24 protein-coding genes and 1 riboswitch are annotated in these 25,792 nt (G+C 43.1%); of the genes, 13 read left to right on the top strand and 11 right to left on the bottom strand.

The genetic code is table 11. The features are described 5' to 3' along the window. Positions 1-8: 8 nt before the first annotated feature. From BLT94_RS11695 to BLT94_RS11655, 9 genes are all read left to right on the top strand, one after another. Positions 9-1,043, top strand: coding sequence for a class I SAM-dependent methyltransferase (locus BLT94_RS11695; RefSeq protein ID WP_092234233.1), 1,035 nt, complete (start codon positions 9-11; stop codon positions 1,041-1,043). Between the two features lie 157 nt (positions 1,044-1,200). Continuing rightward, positions 1,201-1,533, top strand: coding sequence for a hypothetical protein (locus BLT94_RS11690; RefSeq protein ID WP_014958645.1), 333 nt, complete (start codon positions 1,201-1,203; stop codon positions 1,531-1,533). Between the two features lie 44 nt (positions 1,534-1,577). Then, positions 1,578-2,471, top strand: coding sequence for a DUF4198 domain-containing protein (locus BLT94_RS11685; protein ID WP_041279599.1), 894 nt, complete (start codon positions 1,578-1,580; stop codon positions 2,469-2,471). A gap of 116 nt (positions 2,472-2,587) precedes the next feature. Next, positions 2,588-4,687, top strand: coding sequence for a TonB-dependent receptor (locus BLT94_RS11680; protein WP_092234230.1), 2,100 nt, complete (start codon positions 2,588-2,590; stop codon positions 4,685-4,687). A gap of 28 nt (positions 4,688-4,715) precedes the next feature. Then, positions 4,716-5,750, top strand: coding sequence for a methyltransferase (locus BLT94_RS11675; RefSeq protein ID WP_014958642.1), 1,035 nt, complete (start codon positions 4,716-4,718; stop codon positions 5,748-5,750). Positions 5,751-5,994: 244 nt separating this feature from the next. Beyond that, a riboswitch (cobalamin riboswitch) is annotated at positions 5,995-6,180 on the top strand. Between the two features lie 288 nt (positions 6,181-6,468). Continuing rightward, a complete protein-coding gene (locus BLT94_RS11670; protein WP_175530340.1) occupies positions 6,469-7,440 on the top strand; it encodes a helix-turn-helix transcriptional regulator in 972 nt (323 codons plus the stop codon). Positions 7,441-7,610: 170 nt separating this feature from the next. Further along, the gene (locus tag BLT94_RS11665; RefSeq protein ID WP_158406135.1) at positions 7,611-8,729 is read left to right on the top strand and encodes an ABC transporter substrate-binding protein; all 1,119 of its coding nucleotides are present in this window, start codon (positions 7,611-7,613) and stop codon (positions 8,727-8,729) included. After that, positions 8,726-9,805 (top strand): FecCD family ABC transporter permease, encoded by a 1,080-nt coding sequence (locus tag BLT94_RS11660; RefSeq protein ID WP_014958639.1) that lies wholly within the window; start codon positions 8,726-8,728, stop codon positions 9,803-9,805. Before BLT94_RS11665 ends, BLT94_RS11660 begins: the two co-directional genes overlap by 4 nt. Then, positions 9,802-10,593 carry an ABC transporter ATP-binding protein gene (locus tag BLT94_RS11655; RefSeq protein WP_092234224.1) on the top strand — a complete coding sequence of 264 codons (792 nt, stop codon included), beginning with the start codon at positions 9,802-9,804 and terminating at the stop codon, positions 10,591-10,593. Before BLT94_RS11660 ends, BLT94_RS11655 begins: the two co-directional genes overlap by 4 nt. A 312-nt stretch (positions 10,594-10,905) precedes the next feature. Here the strand turns inward: BLT94_RS11655 and yjjJ are convergent, their stop codons facing one another. The 11 genes from yjjJ to BLT94_RS11605 all read right to left on the bottom strand — a co-directional run bounded on the left by yjjJ (position 10,906) and on the right by BLT94_RS11605 (position 20,844). Then, on the bottom strand, positions 10,906-12,243 hold the full coding sequence (gene yjjJ, locus BLT94_RS11650) for a type II toxin-antitoxin system HipA family toxin YjjJ (RefSeq protein WP_092234221.1): 1,338 nt from the start codon (positions 12,241-12,243) through the stop codon (positions 10,906-10,908). Between the two features lie 246 nt (positions 12,244-12,489). After that, positions 12,490-13,575, bottom strand: coding sequence for a helix-turn-helix domain-containing protein (locus tag BLT94_RS11645; protein WP_014958636.1), 1,086 nt, complete (start codon positions 13,573-13,575; stop codon positions 12,490-12,492). Beyond that, entirely contained in the window at positions 13,572-14,786 is a 1,215-nt protein-coding gene (locus BLT94_RS11640; protein ID WP_245743091.1) for a tetratricopeptide repeat protein, read from the bottom strand. Before BLT94_RS11640 ends, BLT94_RS11645 begins: the two co-directional genes overlap by 4 nt. After that, positions 14,786-15,502, bottom strand: coding sequence for an energy transducer TonB (locus BLT94_RS11635; protein ID WP_014958634.1), 717 nt, complete (start codon positions 15,500-15,502; stop codon positions 14,786-14,788). The genes BLT94_RS11640 and BLT94_RS11635 overlap by 1 nt, the downstream gene beginning before the upstream one ends. Further along, complete coding sequence (locus BLT94_RS11630; RefSeq protein ID WP_014958633.1) at positions 15,499-15,924, bottom strand: ExbD/TolR family protein; 426 nt, start codon at positions 15,922-15,924, stop codon at positions 15,499-15,501. Before BLT94_RS11630 ends, BLT94_RS11635 begins: the two co-directional genes overlap by 4 nt. Continuing rightward, positions 15,921-16,514 (bottom strand): MotA/TolQ/ExbB proton channel family protein, encoded by a 594-nt coding sequence (locus BLT94_RS11625; RefSeq protein ID WP_041279597.1) that lies wholly within the window; start codon positions 16,512-16,514, stop codon positions 15,921-15,923. The genes BLT94_RS11630 and BLT94_RS11625 overlap by 4 nt, the downstream gene beginning before the upstream one ends. 6 nt (positions 16,515-16,520) lie before the next feature. Then, positions 16,521-17,903 (bottom strand): MotA/TolQ/ExbB proton channel family protein, encoded by a 1,383-nt coding sequence (locus tag BLT94_RS11620; RefSeq protein ID WP_092234219.1) that lies wholly within the window; start codon positions 17,901-17,903, stop codon positions 16,521-16,523. After that, positions 17,900-18,685: a DUF3450 domain-containing protein gene (locus BLT94_RS11615; RefSeq protein WP_092234216.1), complete on the bottom strand. Its 786-nt coding sequence runs from the start codon at positions 18,683-18,685 to the stop codon at positions 17,900-17,902. Before BLT94_RS11615 ends, BLT94_RS11620 begins: the two co-directional genes overlap by 4 nt. Positions 18,686-19,157: 472 nt before the next feature. Continuing rightward, positions 19,158-19,577, bottom strand: a complete 420-nt coding sequence (locus tag BLT94_RS11610; protein ID WP_014958629.1) for a metal-dependent transcriptional regulator — start codon at positions 19,575-19,577, stop codon at positions 19,158-19,160. Positions 19,578-19,729: 152 nt separating this feature from the next. After that, the gene (locus BLT94_RS22190) at positions 19,730-20,038 is read right to left on the bottom strand and encodes a hypothetical protein (RefSeq protein WP_217641242.1); all 309 of its coding nucleotides are present in this window, start codon (positions 20,036-20,038) and stop codon (positions 19,730-19,732) included. Further along, positions 19,984-20,844 (bottom strand): HAD-IC family P-type ATPase, encoded by an 861-nt coding sequence (locus BLT94_RS11605; protein WP_217641241.1) that lies wholly within the window; start codon positions 20,842-20,844, stop codon positions 19,984-19,986. Before BLT94_RS11605 ends, BLT94_RS22190 begins: the two co-directional genes overlap by 55 nt. Positions 20,845-21,176: 332 nt before the next feature. Here BLT94_RS11605 and BLT94_RS11600 point away from each other — a divergent pair, with 332 nt between their 5' ends. From BLT94_RS11600 to BLT94_RS11585, 4 genes are all read left to right on the top strand, one after another. Then, the gene (locus tag BLT94_RS11600; RefSeq protein WP_014958627.1) at positions 21,177-21,410 is read left to right on the top strand and encodes a FeoA family protein; all 234 of its coding nucleotides are present in this window, start codon (positions 21,177-21,179) and stop codon (positions 21,408-21,410) included. After that, complete coding sequence (gene feoB / locus BLT94_RS11595) at positions 21,397-23,865, top strand: ferrous iron transport protein B (protein WP_092234213.1); 2,469 nt, start codon at positions 21,397-21,399, stop codon at positions 23,863-23,865. Before BLT94_RS11600 ends, feoB begins: the two co-directional genes overlap by 14 nt. Before the next feature lie 18 nt (positions 23,866-23,883). After that, positions 23,884-24,207 (top strand): hypothetical protein, encoded by a 324-nt coding sequence (locus BLT94_RS11590; RefSeq protein ID WP_014958625.1) that lies wholly within the window; start codon positions 23,884-23,886, stop codon positions 24,205-24,207. 86 nt (positions 24,208-24,293) lie between these two features. After that, positions 24,294-25,106 (top strand): DUF4198 domain-containing protein, encoded by an 813-nt coding sequence (locus BLT94_RS11585; RefSeq protein ID WP_014958624.1) that lies wholly within the window; start codon positions 24,294-24,296, stop codon positions 25,104-25,106. Positions 25,107-25,792 lie beyond the last annotated feature (686 nt).

Here is a 25,792-nt window from a genome sequence, read left to right as displayed (position 1 = left end):
ATTACATCATGAAAAAATTGATGCCGACATATTTTCCTGAACAAAATTACCATAAACTGCCCTATCTTGCAGTTCGCTGGGAAGCGGTTAAAACCGCTTTGCAGTTGGGTATTTTTGATCACTTGCTTGAGCCGAAAAATGCTTCTGATCTTGCGGCACTGATTGAGGGGGACCCAAAGAATACCGAATACCTGCTCAACGCATTGACCGCACTGGGGTATTTGCATAAAAAAGACGGCTGTTTTTGCAACAGCGAGCAAACAGAACGTTTTCTTACCAGCCGGGGAGAAACCGGCCTGGCGGAACATTTGCTGACCTGCGACCAGTGGAATGAACCCGTTTTGAACGGACAGATGCTTAATCTGATCAGGGAGGGGGCGCCTGCAACCAGGGATATGGTATCTGAACAGGTTTGGGCGGATTCTGCCCGCAAATCAATTAATAGCATCCGTTGCGGCAGAGCCCAGAAAATCGCACGGTTACTTTCTACCTTTCCTGATTTTGACCGGTGGCAAAAGGTTCTTGATCTGGGTGCCGGACCGGGGCTTATAGGAATTGCTGTTGCCGCCGCTCACGTTAGTTTGCAGTGCCATCTTTTTGACCGTCCCACGGTGGTCAATGTAGCACAGGATATGATTGAGGAATATGGTATGGAAGACCGTGTGAAAACCATCAGTGGTGATTATTCTGTCGATCCATTAGGGGAAGGTTATGATGCTATTATCGCAAGCTATACCCTAAATTTTTACAATGAGGCCAAAAAATTAGCCCTGATTATGGAAAAATGTTTTGCGGCATTAAATTCAGGTGGCTGCCTGATTATATTTTCAGGTGGTTTGAGTGCGGAAAAAACCCAACCGGCTGATCTGATTGTCAGCTGGCTGTCCAGCTCTTTAATGGGACAAGAGTTTTCCTTTGAAGAAAATGTGTTGCCCCGGGCCATGCTTTCAGCCGGTTTTGCCTCAGTGCGTACCAAAGCGCTGAATGATCAGCTTATTGCACCATATGGGATGGCTGAATTTCATGTTGCCCGTAAGTTGTAATATGCAGACAAGTCAGCAATTGCCGGTTGAATGGATTATAGATATCGTTTCTATATGAAACTTTTCAAAACACAGACAGCAATTTTTAAATTTTGTTGCAGGTAAATCTGGAAGAAATATCAGGTTTGCCTGTGACCGCAATAAGGAGATTCAAGTATTGATTTGTTTTAAAAAAAAGATGGTTCTGACAGTTACAGCAATTGCTGTTTTTTTTGCTATAACCGCCTCGGTTTTGTTTGCTCATACATTGTACATGAATGTTCTTGATAACGAGGATGGAACCGTAACAGTTGAAGGAATGTTTTCCACGGGAAGTGAAGCTTCCGGTCTCCCCCTTTACCTGGAGGATACAAAAGGTGAAGTGATTAAAAAATTAAAAATGGATGAGTCAGGAGAAATAACCTTTAAGGCGCCTGATGTTCCATATATGATTTTTCTGGACGGAGGACCCGGGCATACTCTTCGCGAAGAAGGGCCGTTAAACCAATAATGCTGTTGGCCACAGTATAAAATCAACTCAAACAGGAGAAAAAAATGAATAAAAAATCTATCATGTGTTTTACTTTAATTGCAGCTTTGATTTTTTCCACCAATGTATTTGCCCATTCTTTGTGGGTGAATCTTAACGAGTCGTTTTCACATCCTCCTGGACATGTCATTTCTTCATTGGGATGGGGACATTCCGTGCCCATGGATGATTTTCTCATGTCAAAGGGGGGAGCTGTAACCATTGAACGTTATGATCTGGTGGGGCCGGATAATAGCAAAACAGCCATGCCTCTGCCTGTAATCAAACAAGAAAAAGTATTTGAATCCAAAACCGGTATGAATATTGTAACCGGCGATTTGGGTCTTAGAAAGATATCTCTTACAGAGGATACACAACCCGGCACCTATCAAGTGATTGCAGAATCAAAAGCCACTTTTTTTACCGGGTATGTTGATAAAAATGGAAAAGTTAAAATGACAACAAAACCCATGGATAAAATCAAGGGAGCAAAGAAATTTAATTACAGCACAAGATATAAAGCTGTGGCTAAATCATACATGGGGATTAAAAAATGGACCCAGCCAATGCCGGCAGGCCATGAACTCGAACTGATGCCCACATGTGATTTAAGCAATGTCCGTGCCGGTGGTATTGTGAGTTTTGAAGCAAGCCTTAATGGTAAAAAATTAAATTGTGACATGGATGGGATGAATTATCTTCTTGCCAAAAGCAATACTTATGGGGTTCCAGACGGGTTTATGCTCAGTGCCTATATCATGGATGGAAAGGCCCGGGTCAGAATTCCCACAGCAGGGGAATGGGTTGTCATTGTCATGGTTCAAAAAGAGGTGACACCGGAAAATGAACTAAAAGACCTTGTTGGAAAATGCACAATGGTTCATTACGGAGCAACCGTCAGTATGAATGTGAAACCTTGATTGAGCCGGAGTTCTGATGTCGGATTACAACGGCAGACAGATTTGAACAAAGAAATGGAATGATAAATTTGGAAAATAATCAATTGAAGTAGCGTTTTTTTTAAGGAAACCAAGTTATGATTTTTGATAAAGATTATTATCGGTGGATTTGGGCTGTAATCTTCGCAGCTGCCCTGTCCCTGGCTCCATTATCAGCAACCTTTGCAGGGATCGGGGAAAAAGGTTCAGGACAAAACACGACCCGGCAGGAAAATGCCCGGGGGGAGCATAAATTAGAATCCATCACCGTAACCGCCCAGAAGCAGAAAGAAAACGTTCAAGATGTGCCTGTGAGCATTACGGTGTTTAATGCCCAGTCGATTGAGGACAGAAAGATTGAATCGGTAAAAGATATCGCCGATTTTGTTCCGAATCTGGCCATCATCGATAATGGTATGTCAGGCATGGGTACGCCATCCATGCGGGGGCTTCATGTTGCTCCCTATACCTATACAACAACAACCGGCTTGTATCTGGACGGTGTCCCCATGATAACGGGTGCCGGTTTTGAAGAAGCTCTTATTGATATTGAACGCGTTGAGGTTCTCAGGGGACCCCAGGGCACCTTGTACGGCAAAAATACGGAAACCGGGGTGATCAATATCATTTCCAGGCAACCGGATAATGAATTTAAAGGAAAAGTGTCTGCGGCAGGGGGAGAAGATAAAAAACAGGAGATGTCATTCAGCCTGAGTGGTCCCATTCAGCAAGACAAGGTTTTTTTCGGTGTGGCAGGGCAATATTATCAAAAAGACGGGTTCATCGAGAACACAGATACCGGCGACATGGTGGATGACAGAGAACACTGGTTCGGCAGGGCCCATCTTCGCTGGACTCCGGTGGAGGAACTTGATGTTTCCCTTATTGTTTCACGGCTCAAATATGACGAGGGTGATGCAAATATGAATTTGACGGAACAAGGCGCCGCCATGTTTGGCCTTGACGCCCCCCTTGAGCGTAAGGTGACATCCAATTTGGATGGATGTAACAAGGCTGCCAGGAATGCGCAGTCCCTGAAGCTTGTTTACGGCCTCACCGATTCTCTCACCCTGACATCCGTTACAACCAACAGGGTTTACGCGGACAGAGCTGTGTCTGACTTTGATTTCAGCAGCGCCACCATGATGCATGTCGTCGATAAAGACAACAACTATGAAAAAATATCCCAGGAGCTGCGCCTGGATTCATCTGCAGAGCAATTAAAATGGCTTATCGGTTTGTATTACGATAAAGATCAAAACGATATCAACGTTGTCCAGGACTCAATGGTTCCGTCAATGGTCGGGGTGAAGAGCCGGAGTACCAGCGGGGACGCCTATGCCGTGTTTGCAAATCTCACCTGTCCCTTGATCGGACAACTCAGCCTGGTCGGCGGTTTGCGCTATGAACAGCAGGATCAGGAGTATGAGGATCATATGAGCAACTTTAAAGTTGACGATTCATGGGATGCTTTGACGCCGAGGATCGGTCTGGAGTATCAATTCTCTACCGCCATCATGACCTATGCAGGCGCTTCAAAGGGATACCGGTCCGGCGGGTTCAACAACCTAACAACAGATCCGGAATATTACAGCTATGATGCGGAAGAGTTGTGGTCCTATGAAATCGGTGTGAAAAGCGTATTTTTCAATAACCGGCTTGTGTTGAACGGGGCTGTTTACTACATGGATATTTCCGATATGCAGGTGGAAGAAGCTGTTGGCCCGCTTACCTCCTACATGACCAATGCGGCGGAAGCAACGGCCAAAGGGGTTGAGCTGGAGATGACGGCAAAGGTGATGGACGGGATGACCCTGATGGCGGGCGTCGGGTATAACAATATTGAATTTGACCAATTTAAAGACATCAATGGGGATTACAAAGGCAATAAAAATCCCTTTGCACCGGAATATTCCTTTAATGTCGGTGTGCAATACCGGCACGGCAGCGGGGTGTATGCCAGGGCTGACCTGATTGGTTACGGCAAGACATATTTGGACAAGGCAAATGAATATTCAAGGGATGCCCATGAAATTGTAAATACAAAAATCGGTTATGAAACCGAGAAGTTTGATATTTACCTCTATGCAAAAAATCTTTTTGACAAGGAATATGATTTAGTGGGGTATTACGGCGGGATGTATACGATCTACAGTGATCCCAGAGAAATTGGCCTGCAGGCGGTTTACAGGTTTTAAACTTAACATTTTTTATAAGGAATAATCCATGAAAAAATCGTTGCCGACAGATTTTCCAGAATTGAATTATCATGAACTGCCCTATATTGCAATTCGCTGGGAAACGGTTAAAACAGCTTTGCAGTTGGGCCTTTTTGATCTTCTGCCCGAACCGCAAAGTGCTTCTGATATTGCTGTGCGGGTTGAGTGTGATGCAAAAAATACCGAATACCTGCTCAACGCATTGACTGCACTGGGGTATTTGTATAAAAAAGACGGCCTTTTTTGCAACACTGAGCAGACGGAGCGTTTTCTTACCAGCCGGGGAGATACCGGCCTGGCCGAGTCCCTGCTGGCCTATGATCAGTGGAACGAACCGGCTCTGAACGGTAGGATGCTTACGTTGGTCAAGGAGGGCGCTCCTCTCAGCCGTGATATGGTATCTGAACAGGTGTGGGCGGACTCTGCCCGCAAATCAATTAACGGTAGCCGTTGCGGCCGGGCTCAAGGAATCGCCCGCTTGCTTTCCTTGTTACCCGATTTTGATCAATGGCAAAAGGTTCTTGATATTGGTGCCGGTCCGGGCCTGATAGGGATTGCCGTTGCTGCTGCACATCCTACGTTAGAGTGCTGTTTGTTTGATCGTCCAGTGGTGATTGATGTGGCACAGGAGACAATCAAGGAGTACGGTATGGAAGACCGGGTGAAAACCATAAGCGGGGATTATTCTGTCGATCCGTTTGGAGAGGGGTATGATGCAATTATCGCCAGTTATACTTTGAATTTTTATAATGAAACTGAAAAACTGGCCCCAATTATGGAAAAGTGCTTTGCTGCATTAAATCCCGGTGGCAGCCTGATTGTTTTTTCAGATGGTTTGAGCGAGGAAAAAACCCAACCCACTGATATGGTTATCAGCTGGCTGCCTACTTCGTTGATGGGGCAGGACTTCTCTTTTGAAGAAGAGGTGTTGCCCCGGGCCATGCTTGCGGCCGGTTTTGACTCGGTTCGTACCAAAACATTGACCGACCAGTTTATTTCACCTCTTGGGGTGACGGAGTTTCATGTTGGGAGGAAACGTTAAAATGCAAAGGATGTTTGAAATAAGGTTATTTTATCTGGAGGATACAAACGGTGAAGTAATTGAAAAAGTAAATAGGAGGAATTGAGTAATCTGCCAAGTGGGCTTAATAAGTGTGAGGACGACTATGTGTTCTTGCTTTTGTCCGGTTTTAATTCTCAGTTGATGAAATAAGCCGATCATTATCTGAAATTGAGATAGATATATTCTCATTTGTGCTTGACTTTTATTTTATCGGTGATTATAAGCTTAAGTACTTTGTTCTGGTGCTTAAAAGCATAATAGGGAATTCCGTGAAAATCGGGAACGGGCCCGCCGCTGTAACCGGGGACGAATGCCGCAGAAAATCCACTGCCTGAATTATTTCAGGTGGGAAGGGGCGGTTGTAGGACGAACCGGAAGTCAGAAGACCTGCCTGAACAAAATGGTTTATTTCTCGTGGACAGAGAAAGCCATACTATGATTTTAAGGGATGAAAACGGATATCCTCAACCAATTTTATATTGGTTGAGGATTTTTTTTTGCATCAAGCTATGTGAAAGTTAGCGTTTTTTTAAATTTTATTATGGACTCAGGAGGCAAATAATACTTGAAGCCAAGAAACTAAAATTCAATATGGATACCTTGGCGCAAAGAAAACCTCGGGTTCTATTAAGCTTTGAATCCTGGGTTTCAACTAATCGGTTATGGCACTTGGGTTATGCCGATGCAGGCAGCACAAATGAAAAAGATATTACTGATACCATCTACTCAGACCAATAATAAAGAAAAAAACCTGATTAACATTCCCCCATCCATTGGTACAGGGAGTATTGAAATTATTCATTTGAATTACGGTATTCGATTGGTCATTGCGGATTACAGCCTGAACCAGCCGACTATTTTGGAATGCGGAGTGTCTGGTACTTCTTTCGGATTCGGCTTCTGCCTTTCGGGGACTATAGAGTCACATCCGCCATATTTTAAGGAATCGTTTTTTGTAAAAAAGGGGCAAAGCGGTTTTTTTTCTTTCCCGGACACTCTTGGTTACACTGAAATAATCGGCCTTGAGCGAGTGATCAGAATATCGATTTTGATGGACCTGGATCAGATGTCAGCTTTTGTAATGGAATACCCGGATCAGTTTATGAGCGTATTGATAAACATAAGTGAAACCTCTTTTCGTTTTCCAGATATGATTTCTCAGCCCATGTGGGGCGCACTTGACAAGATACTGCATTGTCCTTATCACGGGTTAACCCGCAAATTTTTTATTGAAGGCAAAGTCATGGAGCTGATAGCCTACAAGATGGAACAGCTGGAAATAGAAAATTGGCAAAATCCTGAAGAATCTGTTTTAGCACCCAATGAAGCTGATTGCGTTTGTCATGCCGCCCGATTGTTAACTCATGATTTGGAAAATGCACCGGGTTTGATAGAACTTGCCCGTTCCGTGGGGATGTGCCGCAGCAAACTGCATCATTGTTTTTGTAAGTTCCATGGTATTTCCCCTTTTGAGTATCTGCGTAACCACCGCCTTGAGGCTGCCAGACGCCTTTTGAATGAAGGTAAAATGAACGTTACCGAAATCGCTTACAAGGTTGGCTACAGAAGCCTCAGTCATTTTTCCAAAGTATTTAAACAATATTTTGGCTGCCCGCCCGGAAAATGTTTGAAAAATGCTGTTTCCTTATCAAATAGACGATTGCGCTAAAAAAATAAACATGACCATTATCATATTCCCAAAATTTGTGTTCTATATCTTCAGGAATTAATTAAAATCCGCAGTACTAAGGAGAAGGAAATGCAATTATAGAGCCATGTTTTTAAAATAAGGAGAAAAGGACGGTTGGAGTAATTCTCTCGTGGATGAAAGAGGAGTTTATGCTTAGAGAAAACAATGTATTAAAATTATACGGTCTGTTTTTACTATTTTTTATTTTTTTTGTTACAGGCAATGCAATCGGAAGACAAAATGAAATTACAATAATTGATGCCATGGGGAGAGAGGTAACAATTAAACAGCCGGTTAATCGTATAGCCTTTAGTGGCACCTGTATTGCTGAAGCGCTCAGGTTAATCGGTGTTTGGAACAAAGTGGTTGGAAGAGGATATATGGTTATACCGGATAAACATTTATATCCGGATATCGAAAAGTTAACTGTTATTGCCATGGAACCTCCCGGCCCTTATAACATTAATTGCGAAAAGTTATTAGAACTTGATGTTGATCTTTTGATTACAATGAGTTTTTCATTTGAGGGGTTTAAAGGGATGAATGATAAAATAAAATCCCGTACCAAGGTGATTGCTTTAGACATGTTTCAACCGGATACGATAAAAAAAAATTTTGAAATTCTGGGTAAAATATTCAATGAAGAAAAGAAATCTATGGATTATCTTAACTGGTCTGAAAATGTGATGAACAAAATTGTTAATAAAACCTCCAAGCTTTCTTTGGCGCAAAGAAAAAAATATTTTTTTAAATGGAGTTTCGGCGGGTTTGATGAAATTAGGACTCTCTCCGATAAATTTTCGGGAATGACCAAAGTAAATGAAATTCTTGGCGGGATAAATATTGCAGCAGATTTAAACAGAGCCTGGGGAGGGATACTTGATCCTGAATGGCTGATTCAACAGGATCTTGATATCATCATATGTCAGGATACAATATTGAATGGTTATGGCATAGGCGTTGATAATAATGAGGTTATCAGGTCTTATAGAAAAAAAGTTATGGGGCTTTCCGTCCTTGCATCCAGCAAAGCCGTAAAAAACAAAAAGGTTTACATGATAAGCCCTCAATTTATGCATTCTTCAGGCTTTGTGATTTATTTTGCATATCTGGCCAAATGGTTTCATCCGGATCTTTTTCATGATTTTGATCCTGAATCTATACATCAAGAATATTTAACCCGTTTTATGGACGTTGATTACAATTTAAAGAAGCATGGCGTATTTGTTTATCCTTATTCCACAGACGCAACAAGGTTTGATCAATGAGCAATTTATCGGCAATCCAGCAGAAACGTATTGATTTGAGACAATCCTATTTAAAACACAAAGGCAGAAAACAATTATTTGTTGGTATTCTAATTCCAACACTGTTGATTCTTGTGGGATTTGCCGTGTCAAACGGCTCTGCAAGTATTTCATTTGCAGATGTTTTTACTGTTATTTTAAAAAAAAATCTACCTGGATTAAATTTGGCGACCGTCCATGCAGATGTTATTATCTGGCAGCTCAGGCTGCCCAGAATAATAATGGGTGTTATGGCCGGTATGGCCCTTGGTTCTTCCGGAGCAGTGATGCAGGTTGTCCTTAAAAATCCTTTGGCTGATCCTTATATGCTGGGTATCGCTTCTGCGGCAAGTTTTGGGGCATCCCTGGCAATTATTTTCGGCATAGGTTTTTGGAGTGGACCCTATTTGGTTATTGGCAATGCTTTTTTCTTTTCCCTGTTATCTTCGTGTTTAATACTTGGTTTGTCAGGAAAAAAGGATGCATCCCCCGAATCCATGGTTCTTACAGGCCTTGCACTTCTTTTCTTTTTTCAGGCCCTGACAACGATTGTTCAATATTTTGGAGATGCAGATGCTGTTAAAGCTGCGGTTTTCTGGACAGTTGGAAATCTGGGCAAGGCTGACTGGAGCAAAATTTCAATATTGTTCCCATTGGTTATGGGGGGCTTGCTGCTCCTTTTCTGGAGATCCAATGACTTGAATATAATGAATGCAGGGGATGCCACGGCTAAAAGCCTGGGTGTCAATGTCGGATTTACCAGAATTTTTAATATGATTATCTGTTCATTGCTTGTTGCCGGTGTGGTAAGTTTTACAGGAACCATCGGTTTTGTCGGCCTTGTTGCTCCCCATGTTGTCAGAATGATTATTGGTTGCGACAATAAATTTCTTGTGCCGGCTTCAGGACTTGTGGGTTCTGCTCTTTTGATTCTTGCCGACACTGTGGCACGAACTGTCATGTCTCCGATAATTCTTCCGGTGGGCGCTGTTACCTCTTTTTTCGGAGTCCCTTTATTTGTTTATTTAATAATTAAAAAAAATGGAACAAACCAATGAGAATTGATATTCGTAATCTTGACTTTTCCTATCCAGGCAGAAAAGTTCTCCACGATATAAACGTAATCATGGATGATTCTGAAATCGTTTGTTTAGTCGGACCCAACGGCAGCGGCAAGAGTACAATTGTAAAATGCATTGAGTCTCTTCTTGTTCCTGATAAAGGCCGGATACTTCTGGATGGCAAAGAATCCAGGAATATGAAAAGAATTGATATGGCTAAAAAGATAGGTTATGTACCCCAAAGCTCTAATCTTACCTTTTCCACAACGGTTTTTGATGTTGTTTTAATGGGTAGAAGACCTCACTCTTCATGGCAAAGCAGCATGATAGATATTGATATTGTAATTGATATACTTGTTTTATTGGAGTTGGAAGACATTGCCTTAAGGCAGTTTAATCGTCTCTCAGGCGGGCAACAGCAACGTGTTTTGATCGCAAGGGCTATGGCTCAGCACCCCGAATTATTACTTTTGGATGAACCGACTTCAGCCCTTGATATAGCCCACCAACTGGATATAATGAATATTATAACTGATTTTGTGAATGAAAAAAATATGTCGGTGGTTATGGTTGTCCATGATTTAAATCTGGCAGCAAGGTATGCAGACTCAATCATCATGCTCAAAAATGGGAAAATATATGCAAAGGGTAAACCGGAAGAAGTTTTTACAAAGGAAAACCTTGCCTTTGTCTATGATGTTGAGGCTGCAATTGGAAGCCAGAAGAACAAAGTCACAATTATTCCCATTGCCAGGAACGGCTGCCGTCTACAAACCGGAACCTGACCTTTGATTTTGAAGGCGTTGTGCTATTTTTAAACCGGGATGCCAGATAGGTGCTTGATCACAATGTGGGCCAATGGGGTCATGATTTTTACTTGTCTTAAAGGCGTATCAATTGGAGCATATTGTGGAATATGTGCCAATTGATGCAACGAAGAAGACGAGTAAAAAGACAAGCCATATGGCGGGTTTTGTTTTTTTCAAGCTCCTAATGCAAGGGAAAATCTTGTTCGGGATATAAGAAACCAGCCAATAATAATTTTTTTAAAGGAAGGCGCACCGGCTTTTGAATCAATCAAATTCAAAGCAATAGTGCTATACGAAATTTTCCGATGACCAAAGCGAATCAATCGGGTTCCCTTTTTGCAAAAAAATCCTGAATTGATCTGAAATTCTATCATCATTTACAACGTGATCCCAAAATTTATGAGCTAAGCTTTTAATCATCCATAACTGTTCCTCATCAATATCTATTTTATCGATATTTGGCGGTTTAAAAGAAAATGGCGGGACTTCCCCTCCGCTTCTTGGTGCAAACCCCATGGAACACATATCATAGACCGGCAACAACTGGAATGAATCATATTCTATCGTTAGACTCAAATTTCCTAAATGCATATCTGTATTATTTATGAGACGGCCAAAATGCCATAAAGATTGTGCATCCAGAGCATTTTGTTTAGAAACCATGTTTTTTTTGCAAAGATCTCGCATGATTAAAGCCCAATTATTTCCCAGGCCGACAAACTCTGCATCAATAACTTTGAGAGAAATCATTGGTAATCTGCCGAACTCTTTGAACCTATCGAATCGCTGTGTCTCCAGAAACAATCTCCCGTCTATATCGAAAAGCCTGGGCTTGGCAGCGGGAAAGAAACCGGTGCTAATAATTTTTGCGGCCCAATATTCTGTAATTAAAATATCACGCCATCTTGCTGCAATTTCGTTATCCCCTTTAGGGGTGAATTTGACAATCACATGAGACGAAAGGTCTCCATTAAAAGCTGTAAATTTTGGCTGCTCACCGCCAGCCGATGAACCCGGGACATCTCCGCTCATAACGTTTTCTGCAAGTGCAGGATAGTCCGTATCAGACACGCAGGCAGGTTTGCGTTTAACACGCAGTAACGACGGTTCTCCAAATATAAAACACCCAGGCAAATCATCACCATTGGAAATCAAATAACGACCAATGTGATTGGTAGTCCAGGTGTCTGGGTTAGAAGGAAAATCATCTGATTGTGAGGCTATCGCATGGGCAATTTGTCGGCCTAAAAAACCTTGGGGTCTTAGGTCGTATAGGAAATAAGGCAGGTCATCATACAGCCCGTCTCCATTCTCACCAAGTAAAAGGGGAGAGAAGTCTCTGACTATTTCCACAAAAAAGCCGCCATAGTTCAAAGGCCGTATGTAAGCAATTAAAATAGTTTCCCCTGACACATTGATCATGCTTAAAGGCAGTTTGTCGTTAGCTCCAAAGGCGTTGCGGGTGGCCGCATATCTTGTTGAACGCCCTCTTTTTAACTGTATGACACTATCTCCCTTTTTTTTTAATAGGCGAGAAACCGTACTCTGGCTCAGGCCTGTTGCCGCCTGGATCTCTTTAGATGTTGAGGGGCCTCGCTCTAAATATTCGGTTATTGAAAGTGTCATGCTTTATTCTCCAAAACATCAAATGGGTGATAAATCGGGTTTGTGTTTGAATAAAAAAAAGGCAATCATAATTTAAAAATTAACAATTTATTCAATTAATTATAAAATTAAATTAGACGAATTTGACTAATTATATGAATAGTAACATGAATGTCAAATGAATTCGAGAGGGACGGTGGAAAATAGTCGAGAATCTTGTCTGCTAATGGTTTATATCTTCCGTATGGTATCTTTATTCCTTCCAGTTCAATGCCGATCCGGGCAAATTGTTTTTCTGGACGGCAAAACGGAAGGGCATTTTAAAGCAGTTTGTCCGGTTTCTGGGGAATGGTAATTTACCGGATTTATAAATTTTTTTTTCAGTGTTCCGGGATTGATGTTAAACTGCTTGCGAAACGCGGCACTGAAATGGCTGATATTTGTATAACCCACCATGGATGCAGCTTCGGTAACCGATATGTTTTGCTCTTTGAGCATGTGCCAGGCAGTTTCCATTCTATGTTTTTTAAGATAAGCAAATATGGTGGTGTTAAAGGTTTGTTTAAACCCTTTTTTCAGCTTGAATTCATTAATACCGCAAATCCTTGAAAGAGTTGCAATGGTAGGCGGGTTCTGGATATCCTCAAGCAGAATATGTCGTGCCGAATGAATGCTTTCAAGATCGGAGCCGGTCATGTGAAACGGTTTTGAAATCAAATGTTGACCCCCTAAGAGTTTAAGCTGCATGGCCAGAAGTTCCAATGCCCGGCTTTCATAAAACAGGGTACTGGCACTTCCGGTATAGGCCGGCGGATGAACAATCTGCAGGGCGGTTGTTATCATGTCCCGGCTCATGGGGCAGGTAAAGTAAGTCTTTTTTTTACTATCAAACAAGTCCCGGACTTTTTGGGATGCCTGGTCCAGGTTTTCTTCCAGGTAGGAAAATAAAAGATCTGGATCAATTTTAAGGCATACGCATGCCAGGGACTGGTCTGGGTCAAGATTCATCTTCCCTTCAATATTAGGAAGACAGGAGACCATATTCATGCCCGGTTTATGGACTAATTCAATGGTTTTTTTTGGGTTCAGGCCTTTAATTCTGTGGACACAGGAACCTGAAAGAAAAAAGGAAAAATCCACAGGTGCATTTTTGACTTCAAATTCAATGTGTGGATAGATTTTGGTTGAATTTGTGCAAAAGGATAAACAAAGGCCGGGTTTGACAGGAATGACTTTAAATATCTGTTCCGGATTTGCCATGCCTGTGACGTCATAGACAAACCTGCCATAGGGATTTTGGGAGCCTTCATCCGGGGGGGTATAGTCTGATTTATAAAATACTGATGCGCTCATGATTTGCCGGCTCCCTGTTCCATTTGCCGGATCAATGCCAAGGCTTGTTTTTTATAACGGGAATGGCAAGATGCCTTTTCTAAGGCTTTTTTTGCAATCTCATGTCGGCCGGCTTTGCAGGCACAAAGCCCGTGCATGAACAATGATTTTGAATCGGATTTTTTCAGTACGCATGCCTGTAAAAATGCTTGCGATGCCTTGTGAAATTCTTTGTTGTCATAATGAATCCAGGCTTTGATTTTCCAAAGGGCCTGGGATTTCGGATGGATTTTCAGGCCTTGTTCAGCAGCCCTCATGGCTTTTTCAGGCTTGCAGGCCTCAAGCCAGGCAGATGCCAGCCGTTCATATGTTTTTTTTTCAGACTTTTTTTCAATGACTTTTTCATAGTGCAGTGCAGCTTTAAACGGAATCCCCAGGTTGTTATAAAGGTCAGCCAGAAGGGTTTGTTCGGCAATGGCCAGGGGGCAAAGCATACCATAGACTGATAAGGCTTCTGCTGCTTTACGGTATTTATTCATGTGCAGATACAGGTTCGCTGCAACCCTGAAAAGACATGCATCAGGATTTTTTTTATCCAGCAGGTTTTCAACAATGGCAATGGCTTTTTTTGCCTGTTGTTGTTCAATGGAGAGCCGGGCCATGAGTTTGACCCAGCCGGCTTCAGGTGGCCCTGCTTTGCCGGATGTGAGAAACTGCAGATGGTTCAGGGCTTTTTCAGATTTTTTGTCAGAGATATGGGCTACAGCAGCATGGAACAGCAGTAAATGATTTTTCCGTCCCGTAAGTTCATAGGTTTTTTCCATGGCAAGGGCTGCCTGGTTAAATTTTTTAAGGTCAAAGCATATTTTACCCATATTCTGCCAGGCCGGGGCATAACCTTCGCACATGTCAATGGTTTTTTGATACTGGGCAAGGGCCTGAGAAAGCAGATCTTTTTCAACCAGGAGATTGGCAAGAGTATAGGCTACATAGGGATGGTTTTCATCGGGATACTCCTGGTTGAATTTGAGAAGAGTCTGTCTTGCATTTGAGGGGTTGTTTTCATTTATCTGTTTTTGAGCAGCTACCAGTGCAATGCGGGCGTTGCGGCTCAAGGTCTTTTCATCCGGGCATTGAGCATCTGCGGCACCTGTGCCTGCCGGTAATAATACAAAAACAAGAAACAACCACAAGGCTGTCACATATTGTGTCCGGGGTCTTTTCTTTTTCATTATTGGGCCTCCATTTTAAAAATAATGGTAGTGGTGACCATGGTGGCGACTTTCCTTCCCATCAGCTCACCAGGTGAATATTTCCATGAGGAGATTGCATTGATAACGCTGTCATTGAAAATACCCGGAACACTGGCCTGGATAATCGTAATATCAGACACTCGTCCCTCCTTGTCCACCAGGAATTTTACCTTGACCTCACCTTCAATTCCCATGCGTTTGGCACGATATGGATACCTGGGGTGATTCTTAAATGTAGGCATGGGAATGGTATCTACTGCGTCTTGATCCATTACAGCATCAAAGTCCGGCATGGATCTGGCATCCAAATCCTGCACCACGGGCTCCTGTGCCGGGGAAAACACAGGTACCCCGCCTGATATTCTTTGATCAATATTAAGATCCATGGCAGGTATATTCAGTTTCAGCTCTCTTTTAGCAACCTTTTGGGGCTTTTGACGGGTGGCCGTATAAATTTTTTCCGGTTCTTTTTCCGGTTCTTTTTCCGGTTCTTTTTCCGGGGGGGGCTCTTTGGTCTTGGTCTGCGGGGGGGCAGGTTTGATTCGTGTGAAATTCACCACATTCAGGCTTTCAAGATCATCCTTTTCAGTTTCCATGATGATCAGGCCGGGTAAAGAACAGAACAACAGCATATTTATGATAAGTGCCCCCAGAAAACCCTGTACAAGATAAGATTTGAATACAAGGTTTTTCATCGGTTTTCACCGCTTTTTTTAGATGCGGCAATACTCACCCGCCTGGCCCCGGCCAACCGGCACTGGTCCATTACCCTGATTACAATACCGGTATAGCTGATTTTGTCGGCTACAATGACTACTGATCCTTCGGGGTTCTCTGAAATGGCCCGGGTGATGTGGGATCTTAAGCTCCTGATATCAATTTTTTTGCCGTCAAAGTGAATGGTTCCTTCATTGGAGACTGCTACCAGGATATTTCCGTTTTCAGTAAGAGCGGCTGATGATGCCGACGGTCTCTGGACATCAATTCCAGTCTCCCTGACAAAGCTTGTGGTCACCATAAAAAAGATCAGTAACAGAAAAACAAGATCAATCAGCGGGGACATATTGATGCCCACTTCTTTGCTTCGCATCCTGACAGAACTTCTGACATTTATCATTTTAAACTCCTTTTTAAAATCATAACCGCCTCTTCTAAACGGGTCCTGGCCCGGGACGACTGCCTGTATAAAAAAACACTCATGAAAAGCCCTGGTATGGACACCAAAAGCCCGCTTTGGGTGGTGACCAGGGCTTCTGAAATTCCGCCGGCCATAGCCCTGGCATTTCCTGTGCCAAACAGCGTGATAACGTCAAAGGTAGTGATCATGCCGGTGACTGTGCCCAGCAGTCCGAACAGGGGGGATACTGCCGCCAGTACTGCAATGGTTGCCAGGAAACGTTCCAGCCGGGAAAAAAGCGGCATGGCACATTCGTCAATGATCCGTTTGTCTGCCACACGGTCATGGGTTCTGCGGCTCATGATCTGATTGATAAGGTAGGCACGGATTCCCGGATGTTTGTCAGGCCTCTGATCCTGTTCAAGTATACGGAACATCTGGTGCAGCTCTATATCTTTTTTTTCAAGCCTGAAAAAAAAGATTGCCCGGTCCAGGATCAATGTCCACATGATGCAGGAACACAGGATAAGGGGAACCATAATCAGTCCCCCCTGCCTCAGATAAAGGTAGATTTCATTTGCCATATCCATTGGTTTCTATTTGATCTCCCTGTAAATAATATTGGTCAGGGCGACGGCCTTTTCTTCCATATCCCCTATCACATGCTCCACCCGTCTGCACAAAAAGGTGTACAACAGCATGATGGGGATGGCCACGCCCAGTCCCATCATGGTTGTCACAAGGGCGGTTGAGATGCCGCCGGACATCATTCTCGGGTCTCCGGTGCCGTACAGGGTGATGACATGAAAGGTGGAGATCATTCCTGTAACAGTTCCTAAAAGTCCTATGAGAGGGGCGATGGACCCCATGATATTGAGCATGGGAAGGAATCGTTCCAGTCTGGGCAGTTCCTTTAAAATAGACTCCTGGAGGATACTTTCCAGGGTTTCCCGATTTTCAGATCTGGCACCCAGGCCGGACCGCAATACATTATAAACAGGGATTTTCTTCTCTCCTACCATGGCGTTGCAGTCTTCCCAGAGCCCTTTGGCCGCCAATTGGTTTACCTTTCCCATGACTTTGTCTGTATTGGCATGGACCCTTCCCAGGAAAAATGTTCTTTCAATACCGATGAATACGGCAAACATACCCAAAGCGAGAATGGGCCAGACCAGTAATCCTCCTTTTTGAATCTGATCCTTGAGGCTTTGTTTGTGGGTGATCTGGCGAAGGGCTCCGCCCCTGGAAATATCGATAAAGACTGAATCGGATTCACCGCTCATGTATCGGTCCAAGGTTTTTCGGACATGCCGGGAGGGAAGGGCGGACAGGGCATACAATTGGTTGCCTTCAGGGGAATAATTTAAAAATCCTGTCTTGTCCCCAAGCCTGTAGGCAGCAGTGAATCCCCCAAGGATCAGTACATCTCCCCGTACCTTTTCACCCGTATCCGAGACAAAATTCATTGGTTTTAGCTCAATGCCTCCGGCAAGCGCGCTTTCTTCCAGGAAAAGATTTGAGATTGTCTTCATATCATCAATGCCGGGGAAGCGGTCGGTATCCAGAACAGGGGCAAGTTTGTCCCTGCGGCCGGTATCATCCGCCGTATACATTGAGGCGGTAAGTATGGCGCTGAGGTTTCCTGCCGCCACACGGACTGCACCGGATAATTCGTCCATTTGCGCCTTGTCCCGGGCAGCTTCTTGTTCCATCGTTTCATTTTCAGTATGCAATAATGCAATTTCTTGATCTATGGTTTTGATATTTTGTTTCAATTGTGTGTTTCGGGCTTCAAGGCGGTCTATCTCCTGAGTGATTGAAAGTTTGCTTTTTTGAATATCGGTTTGGCTTTGTTGATCCCTTTCAAGGGTCATTTCCAGTTCTTTTTTTGCCATCAAGGCTGCCTTGCGCATATCTTCGGCATGAAGGGGAGATATGAAACAGATCAGCACAAAGAGAGTTAATAATGTTTTTTTCATGGTCGTACAATCCTTCCCAGGGGTAGTTTAACAAGTTCAACACTCCGTTCCAGTCTCGCCATGGCAAGAGCTTTTGCCATATCCCGGTTTACATCTTCGGGCAGAATTTTCCAGTTTTTTTCCCTTATGTCAAAATAACCGCTTTTTTTCTTGTCAATGGTCTGGCAGAAAAGCGATACCCGGCCCAGCCTGAAAACATTCACCAATACCTGTGTGCCTTCAAAGGTGATTGTTTTCTGGCTTGCCTCTATGGTGGTGCCGTATTCCGTTTCAATCTGGAGGGCTTCAAAAATCCGCCTGAATTTTTCTGCTGAGGATTCTGTTGGGTCCACCATCATGTCTTTCAGGGAATCTATTCTTGCCTGTCTTTCAGCCATTAGAAACGGCAGATCCTGCTTGATATGGGTTTCAAGTTTTACCAGTACGGAATCCAGATAATCGGACAATTCATTGCGTACACGGTCAGCCTCTTTTTTCTTGCGCTTGTTTTCCGCATGTTTTTTTTCTTCCAGGGTCTTGAGGCGCATAAGCTTTTGCAACTTTTTTTCCATACGTTGTTTTTCTTCCCTGAGCCGGTTAAGCTTGTCCGACAGATCTGCTGCTTTTTCAGTCCAGGCAGTTACTCTTTTTTGAATTTTTTTTTCAACATCCATGGCTTTGGATATTTCATTACGGACAGCATGACTTGTGATATCAAAATTTTGAGCTAAAGACGGGGGCAGGGCAATCAAACATGTCAGTCCTGCTATAATAATATTTAATAGTATCTTTCGATAATACACTGAATTATCTCCTTATTTTCCGAGGGTCTTTTTTATATGAAAGTCTTAAAAAAATCATACAGAGACTTTCAATCTTTGTTGTTGGCAAGCCAGGATGAGATACCAGGTTTGCCTGTGGCGGTTAGTAAAAAATCCGCCGATAAGTTCGATACTGAAAAGATTTGAAAATATGCTATATAACATAATATTATTTGTTTCAACTAAAATTTTAATAAAAATTAAATTTAATTAGCTTTGAGGTCAAATGATTTTAATTTTAAAATTTTTATTATAAACAATATAATGTTTTGTATGTCAAACATATTAAATTAAAACAGATGATTTATATGATAGGTGTCAGTGTTTGTCTTGTGTGATTTTAAAAGATAAGAAAAAAAGAGTTTGTGTAGGCTATCTTTTTAGGGTGACGGTGTAGATATGTGCTTGATTTTTTAATAAAAAAAGTTAGGCTTGGCTTGTTTTGTCGAAAAGGCTAATCGCTGTTCGGGTTAATATCATTATGGGGGCAAGTGTCAATTTTGTTTATAAACTTTTTAAACTTATTAAAGGTCTGTTGATTCATTGCATGTTCCATTTGGCATGCCGTACGGTCTGCTGTTTTTTCATCCACCTTTAAAACTCTATAGAAAAAATCTTTTAAAAAAATATGACGGCGCTCAATCTCCAATGCGATTTTTTTGCCTTCAGGGGTTAATGTGACATATCCATAGGGCTCATAGTTGATAAGTTCTTTTCCGGCAAGCTTTTTTAACATTCCTGTAACGGAACCTCTTTTAATGTCCATTTTCTCGGCAATATCCTTGGAACGGGCAACGGTTTTTGTTTTTTGTAGTTCAAGTATGGTTTCAAGATAATCTTCAAGACTTTCTGAAAGTTGATTTTTTTTGGCCATGTCATTTCTCCATTATATTTGTTTTTATATGTTTATATTTAAACATATAGTAAGTCAAATAATTATTTTGGTCAAACGACTAATTCTTTTGTCGGATTGCATAAAAGTTAGGCGGAAAAAAATATTTTACAGCTCCTTTTACAGCTCCATGGTTAATCAGTTTCAGGGTGTCGTTGTAAACTGGTTTTGTCGTTTCGGATCAATCTTGCGGAATTGAGTACAACCAGCACCGAACTTATATGGTGAAACAAGGCGGCAAGCCACGGACTCAGGATTCCCACCGTGGCAAGTACAATGCCGATGGTATTGAAGCCAATGGCCCAGGCATAATTTTCCTTGATAATACGGATCAGTTTTTTACCCTTTTCCAGGATGACAATCAGGCTTGCGGCATCATCCCGCATCACTATGATGTCGGAAGACTTGACAGCAAGATCAGCTTTGGTACGTCCAATGGACAAGCCACCGCCGTCACCGCAGCCATTCGAATAAGACCGGCTGTAAGGTCTTTTGTGAGAAATCCGGTAACAATAAATACTCCCAGGGCATAGATGACCACACCGGAAATAAAGAATTGAACAATCCTGTCAGCGGTGATGTGAGTTTTGGGTTTAACCTTAAGGGATGCTTCTATCTGTTTTGCCATTACATAGAAAAATCCCTTGTTCCCTGCCTTTTCTGCCTTGATTTTAAGCTGAGACGTGGTGGTGATTGAACCCGATGTTACGCAATCTCCCGTCTGCTTAAACAAGGCAAAGGGCTCGCCCGTGATAACGGATTCGTCAATGGATGAGGCACCCTCTGTGATCACTCCGTCAAAGGGTATCATCTCCCCTTGGGGAACCACTACCTCATCACCAGGGCAAACTTGGTCAATGGGAATTGCCTTGATGATACCATCCTTTACAACCCGGACGACCTTGTTTGTTTCCCTGGTGAGGGCTGCAATTTTACGTCCGGTCCTTTCTATGATGGTAAAAGATATTGCAAGACCCATGCTGATAAACCATGCAACCAATGCACCGCTCAATATTTGTCCCGCCAGAAGAGAAACTATCATGACGGTTACCACCAGAAGATCTGCGGTTACCTTTTTCATTTTGAACAGGGCAAGATAGAGAGTCTTCAGGTACATTGCAAAGCAGACAAAATAGAAGATCATTCCTATCCATTTAACAGGTGAGAAGTCTGTCCATGAATTCAGGGTAAAACATATAACAGCAGTGAAAGCAACTATTGTTCTTTTTATAAATATTTTTGCAGTCATTTTTTTCTCCCGGAAACAATTAGTCATACAGAACTTTATATGCCTAACATAAAGAAGTAAAAGGGGCAATCTAAAATTGAGACATCCGGACTTGGCTTGATTTTTGTCTCTCAGCTTAAAAAACTACTTGACAAAATAATTCCATAATGACATTTAAGGTTTTCAAGTCTTAATTAGGTTAGCCTAACATAAGAATATGATACTTATAACTTAGATTCTGTCTAATAAAAAAAGGATGGGTGATAATCTAAGATAATTAAACCACTATCCTTTCATAAACGGAAACGGGCTCATTATCTGTGATTAAACCATTGATTTTTTAAGGAGAGCGTATGACTTTGGATGAACTTCAACCGGGCAATGAATGTAACATTAAAAAACTGTCAGCACGAGACAAGCTGGGACAAAGGCTTATGGATATGGGGATTTATCCGGGCCTGAATCTCAAAGTTGTAAGGAATGCCCCATTGGAAGATCCCCTGGAAGTGGAAGTAGACGGTTATTTCATCAGTCTGCGTCATGATGAGGCCCGTTTTATAGAGGTGGAACGTAATGGGGACAGATAAGCTGCTTGTCAGCCTGGCTGGCCAGCCCAATTGCGGGAAATCAACCGTTTTCAATGCCCTTACCGGTGCCAAACAGCATGTAGCCAATTATCCCGGTGTAACCGTGGATAAGATGGTGGGTTGGTATCATTGTAACGGCACCCGGGTGGAAGTGGTGGATCTGCCGGGTACCTACAGCATGACATCCTATTCTCCTGAAGAACGGGTGTCCAGGGATTTTATCCTTCATGAAAATCCGTCCGTGGTCATTAACACCATGGATGCAAGCAACCTCAAGCGCTGTCTGTATCTTACTTTTCAGCTCCTGGAAATGGAAATTCCGGTCATTTTAAACCTGAATATGATGGATGTGGCGAAAAGTCGTGGAATGGCCATTGACCGTGCAGCCCTGTCCAGGCAACTGGGTATTCCAGTGGTTGCCACGTCCATGAAACAGGGCCGGGGTAAAAAAGAGCTTATAGATGCCGTACAGGCTGTTGGAAACCGGAAAGCCCCCCAGACTCCGGTCCGGGTGGATTACAAGGAAATGGAATCCTATCTCAGGGATATCAGGGATTTGCTTAAATCCGGCACAGATTTTGAGGATGTATACCCCATACGCTGGATGGCCATCAAGCTCATGGAAGGTGATGAGGAGGTCCGGCGCCTTATCCGGGAAAAAGTATCTCGTGCAGAAGAGCTTCTGGCAAGGGTTACGCTCATCAGGGAAAAATTTGAGACAGACCTTGAGGAAACAGCGGAGATGTATGTGGCCCAGTGCCGGTACATGGCGGCCGAAGCCGTTTGCAAACCCTGCCTGACCATGCCTGCTACGGCAAAAAGACCATTATCCGATAAAATTGATAATGTCGTCTGCCATAAATTTTTAGGGCCTGCCGTCATGGTGGGTGTTATCTGGCTTTTGTATTACCTGTCCATTGTCCAGGGCTATAACCTGACCAATTATACCTGGCCTTGGCTGGCCAAAATACGGAATCTTGCGGCAGCGGCAATGCCTGATCCGGGATTTATCGACATACCGCTGATCCGGGCCTTTACTTTGTGGCTGGTGGACTCGGTCAATGCCCTGCTCAATTATATTCCCATTTTTTTCATCCTGTTCGCATTGATTGCCATGCTGGAGGACAGTGGGTACATGCCCCGCATGGCATTTATCATGGACAGGCTGTTTAACCGTTTCGGCCTCCACGGCCAGTCCACCCTGCCTATGGTGCTGGGCGGCATTTATGTGGGGGGGTGCGCGGTCCCCGGTGTAATGTCCTGCAGGGGCATACCGGATGAACGCTCCCGGCTGACCACCATCTTTATTATTCCAATGCTTAACTGTCTTGCCAAGGTGCCTCTTTATGTTCTACTGATCAATATTTACTTTGCAGAGCACAAGGCAATGGCCATGTTTTTTATTTCTACCATAAGTCTTTTGATGGTGCTGCCCGTATCAAAGCTTCTGACCATGACGATTTTAAGGAACAAGGAAACCGCTCCCTTTGTCATGGAAATGCCTCCCTACCACATGCCTACCATTCGTGGGGTTCTGGGACGGGCAATAGAAAGGGTCTGGATGTTTATCCGCAAGATTACCACCATTGTGGTGGCCCTGGCTGTGGTCATTTTCATTCTTTTGCAATTCCCCGGCATCAGCAGGGAAAGCATTGACAATTATAATGTAGGAAAAGATAAGGCCATTGCAAACTTCCGGGAAAAGATTGCAGACACCTCCTATGAACAAGCATTGGAAGGGAAAAACCTCATGGCCATGATTCTTTTCTGGGAGAGTTATAAGAACAAGAAAGTGTTGACCAGGGGACCTGAGGCAGGCAAGGTTCTAAAGGAGAAATTTAAGGCCAGGAATCCTGTTTTTTTCACTATTGCCCAGCCCGGCAAGGATAAGGTCGCTAAAAAAGTGAACAGGGCATTTAAAAAACTGGTTAAGGCCAGAAAAAAAATTTTGCGCGAGATGCGTAAGGAACGTATTGATCAAAGTTTTTTGGGACGTCTTGGGAAGGCAATTGTACCGGCGACCCAGTGGGCCGGTTTTAACTGGCGGGTCAATGTAGCGCTGCTTTCCGCTTTTGCTGCCAAGGAAAGCTCAGTTGCCACCCTGGGAGCCCTGTATGAACAGGATGATGCAGGTGAATCCCTTGAAAATCGCATGGCCAAAGGAGAAGAAGGATTTACTCCTCTGCATGCTCTGGCCCTGATGATGTTCATGGTATTATATCCGCCCTGTCTTGCCACTTCCATTGCCGTGAAACTGCTGTCGGGTTCTGTAAAGTGGATGATGTTTTCTATGACATACCAAATGCTTCTGGGTATCATTGTTTCAACCCTGATTTTTACGGGCGGAAGCATCCTTGGACTTACAGGGCTTCAGGCAATGGTAGCATTTTATGGGCTGGCACTGACCATCACAATTATAATGGGTTTTATTAAACCAAAATCAGAACACGCATAAAAAAAGGAGATTGATTTCATGTTAAACAAAACAAAATTTTTCATCGGCATAATAGGGTTTGGATTTTTTATGGCGGGAATCTGTTATGCCCACACACCCTTATGTTCCTGCTATGACAACGCAGACGGTACAATTACCTGCGAAGGAGGATTTTCAGACGGTTCTTCTGCTTCAGGAGTGCAAATTAGAGTAGAGGACAAGGCTGGCAAAATACTCATCAAAGGTAAAATGGACGAAGACAGTGAATATACCTTTGACAAGCCTTCCGATTCATACAAGGTGATATTTGATGCAGGTGAAGGCCATAAAATTGAAGTGGACGGCAAAGAGATTATGGAATGAGATATGAGAACCGATGGTTTACTACGGCTTAAATCCCACGATGCTCATATGGAAAAAATAACAGAATGTTAAAGGAGAAAATTTAGATGAAAAAGTTGTATGTTATGTTAACAAGCTTGGCTGTTATGGCGATGACGGTTCCTGCATTTGCTCATTTTCAAATGATTTATACGCCGGAAGCAGCCTTGAACAAAGGCGGCAAAATTCCTCTGGCTTTGGTATTTACCCATCCCTTTGAAGCCGGTCATACCATGGATATGGGAAAGCCCGAGCAGTTTTTTGCCGTCCGTTCCAGAGGAGAAAACACACCCAAGAAAATTGATCTTCTGGACAGTTTGAAACCCATTACCTGGACCAGCCTGACCAATTCGGGCAACGCCTGGGAAACCACTTATTCCGCCCGGGGAGGTGATCATATTTTTTGTCTGATTCCTGATCCTTACTGGGAAGCCAATGAATCTTTTTATATCAAACAGAACACCAAGGTCATCATTAATGTGGGCGGAGAGCCTGGTGCATGGATGGAGCCTGTCGGCCTTCCCACGGAAATCGTTCCCATGGCCAAACCCTATGACCGCTGGACCGGCAATGTCTTCCAGGGCCAGGTACTTTTCAACGGTAAACCGGTTTCCGGTGCGGAAATTGAAATCGAATTCATGAACCACAAGCCCTTGCTGGACAAAAAAACCTTTGCCAAAGAAGCCAAGGCCACTGCGCCCCAGGACGCCTTTGTTCTCCAGACCATTTTTGCAGATGAAAACGGTGTATTCACCTTTGGTATTCCCAAGGCAGGATGGTGGGGATTTGCCGCACTTGACCTTGATCCCGACTATACCCACAAGGGTAAAAAGTGTTCCAGGGATGCTGTTATCTGGATCAAGGCCGTTGATATGAAATAGTAGCCTTCCTGCAGTTTGTACATTCTGTGCAGACTGTTTATGCCGGGTCCTGTTTGGTGAGTGCGACATCTTTTATGATTTGTTTCAACCATCAGACAGTACCCGACTTTTTTAAACATATCCCTGGGAAAAATGCCATGACACCTGTTATTGAAGTTAAACACCTGGTCCATTAATAAGCACCTGGCTAAAATTTTTTCCGATTCCAGCTTTGAAGACGGCCTCTCAATCAGGAAATTTCATTGCTATATACAGGAAGGAACTTGTGTCCAGGTGTTTATGGGAAAAATATCATTTGCAAAGACTTGAACTTTATAGTTATTTCTGGAAACATCACCGTGGATCATGGAAAATTTTACAGCTTATCTTGGTATCACCCTTATCAGTTGCAGGTGGGGTCGTTTTTATGATTAAACGTTTTGTCAATACTTGCAAAAAAAAGTAATGATGCAGTTGCGGCATAGGGGTGTGCATTCTTGTCAAAAAAATCATGCCCCCGGATTTTCACCGGATTTTCAAGTGATACATAAAAAATAAAGGCCGTGTAAATCCATTTCTTTTCAGTGTGTATGGAATTGGTAGCTTGTACTGGTTTTTATTTTTTAGGTTGTCAGATGTTAATATGATATTATAATAAATCCATATTCGCTATAATAATACTAACATTAATTTTTTTCTTAAGAGGT

Source organism: Desulfobacula phenolica (genome assembly GCF_900105645.1).
GTDB classification, from domain to species: domain Bacteria; phylum Desulfobacterota; class Desulfobacteria; order Desulfobacterales; family Desulfobacteraceae; genus Desulfobacula; species Desulfobacula toluolica.
The sequence above is the reverse complement of the archived record's forward strand: the minus strand, read 5'-3'. Positions and strand labels throughout refer to the sequence as shown.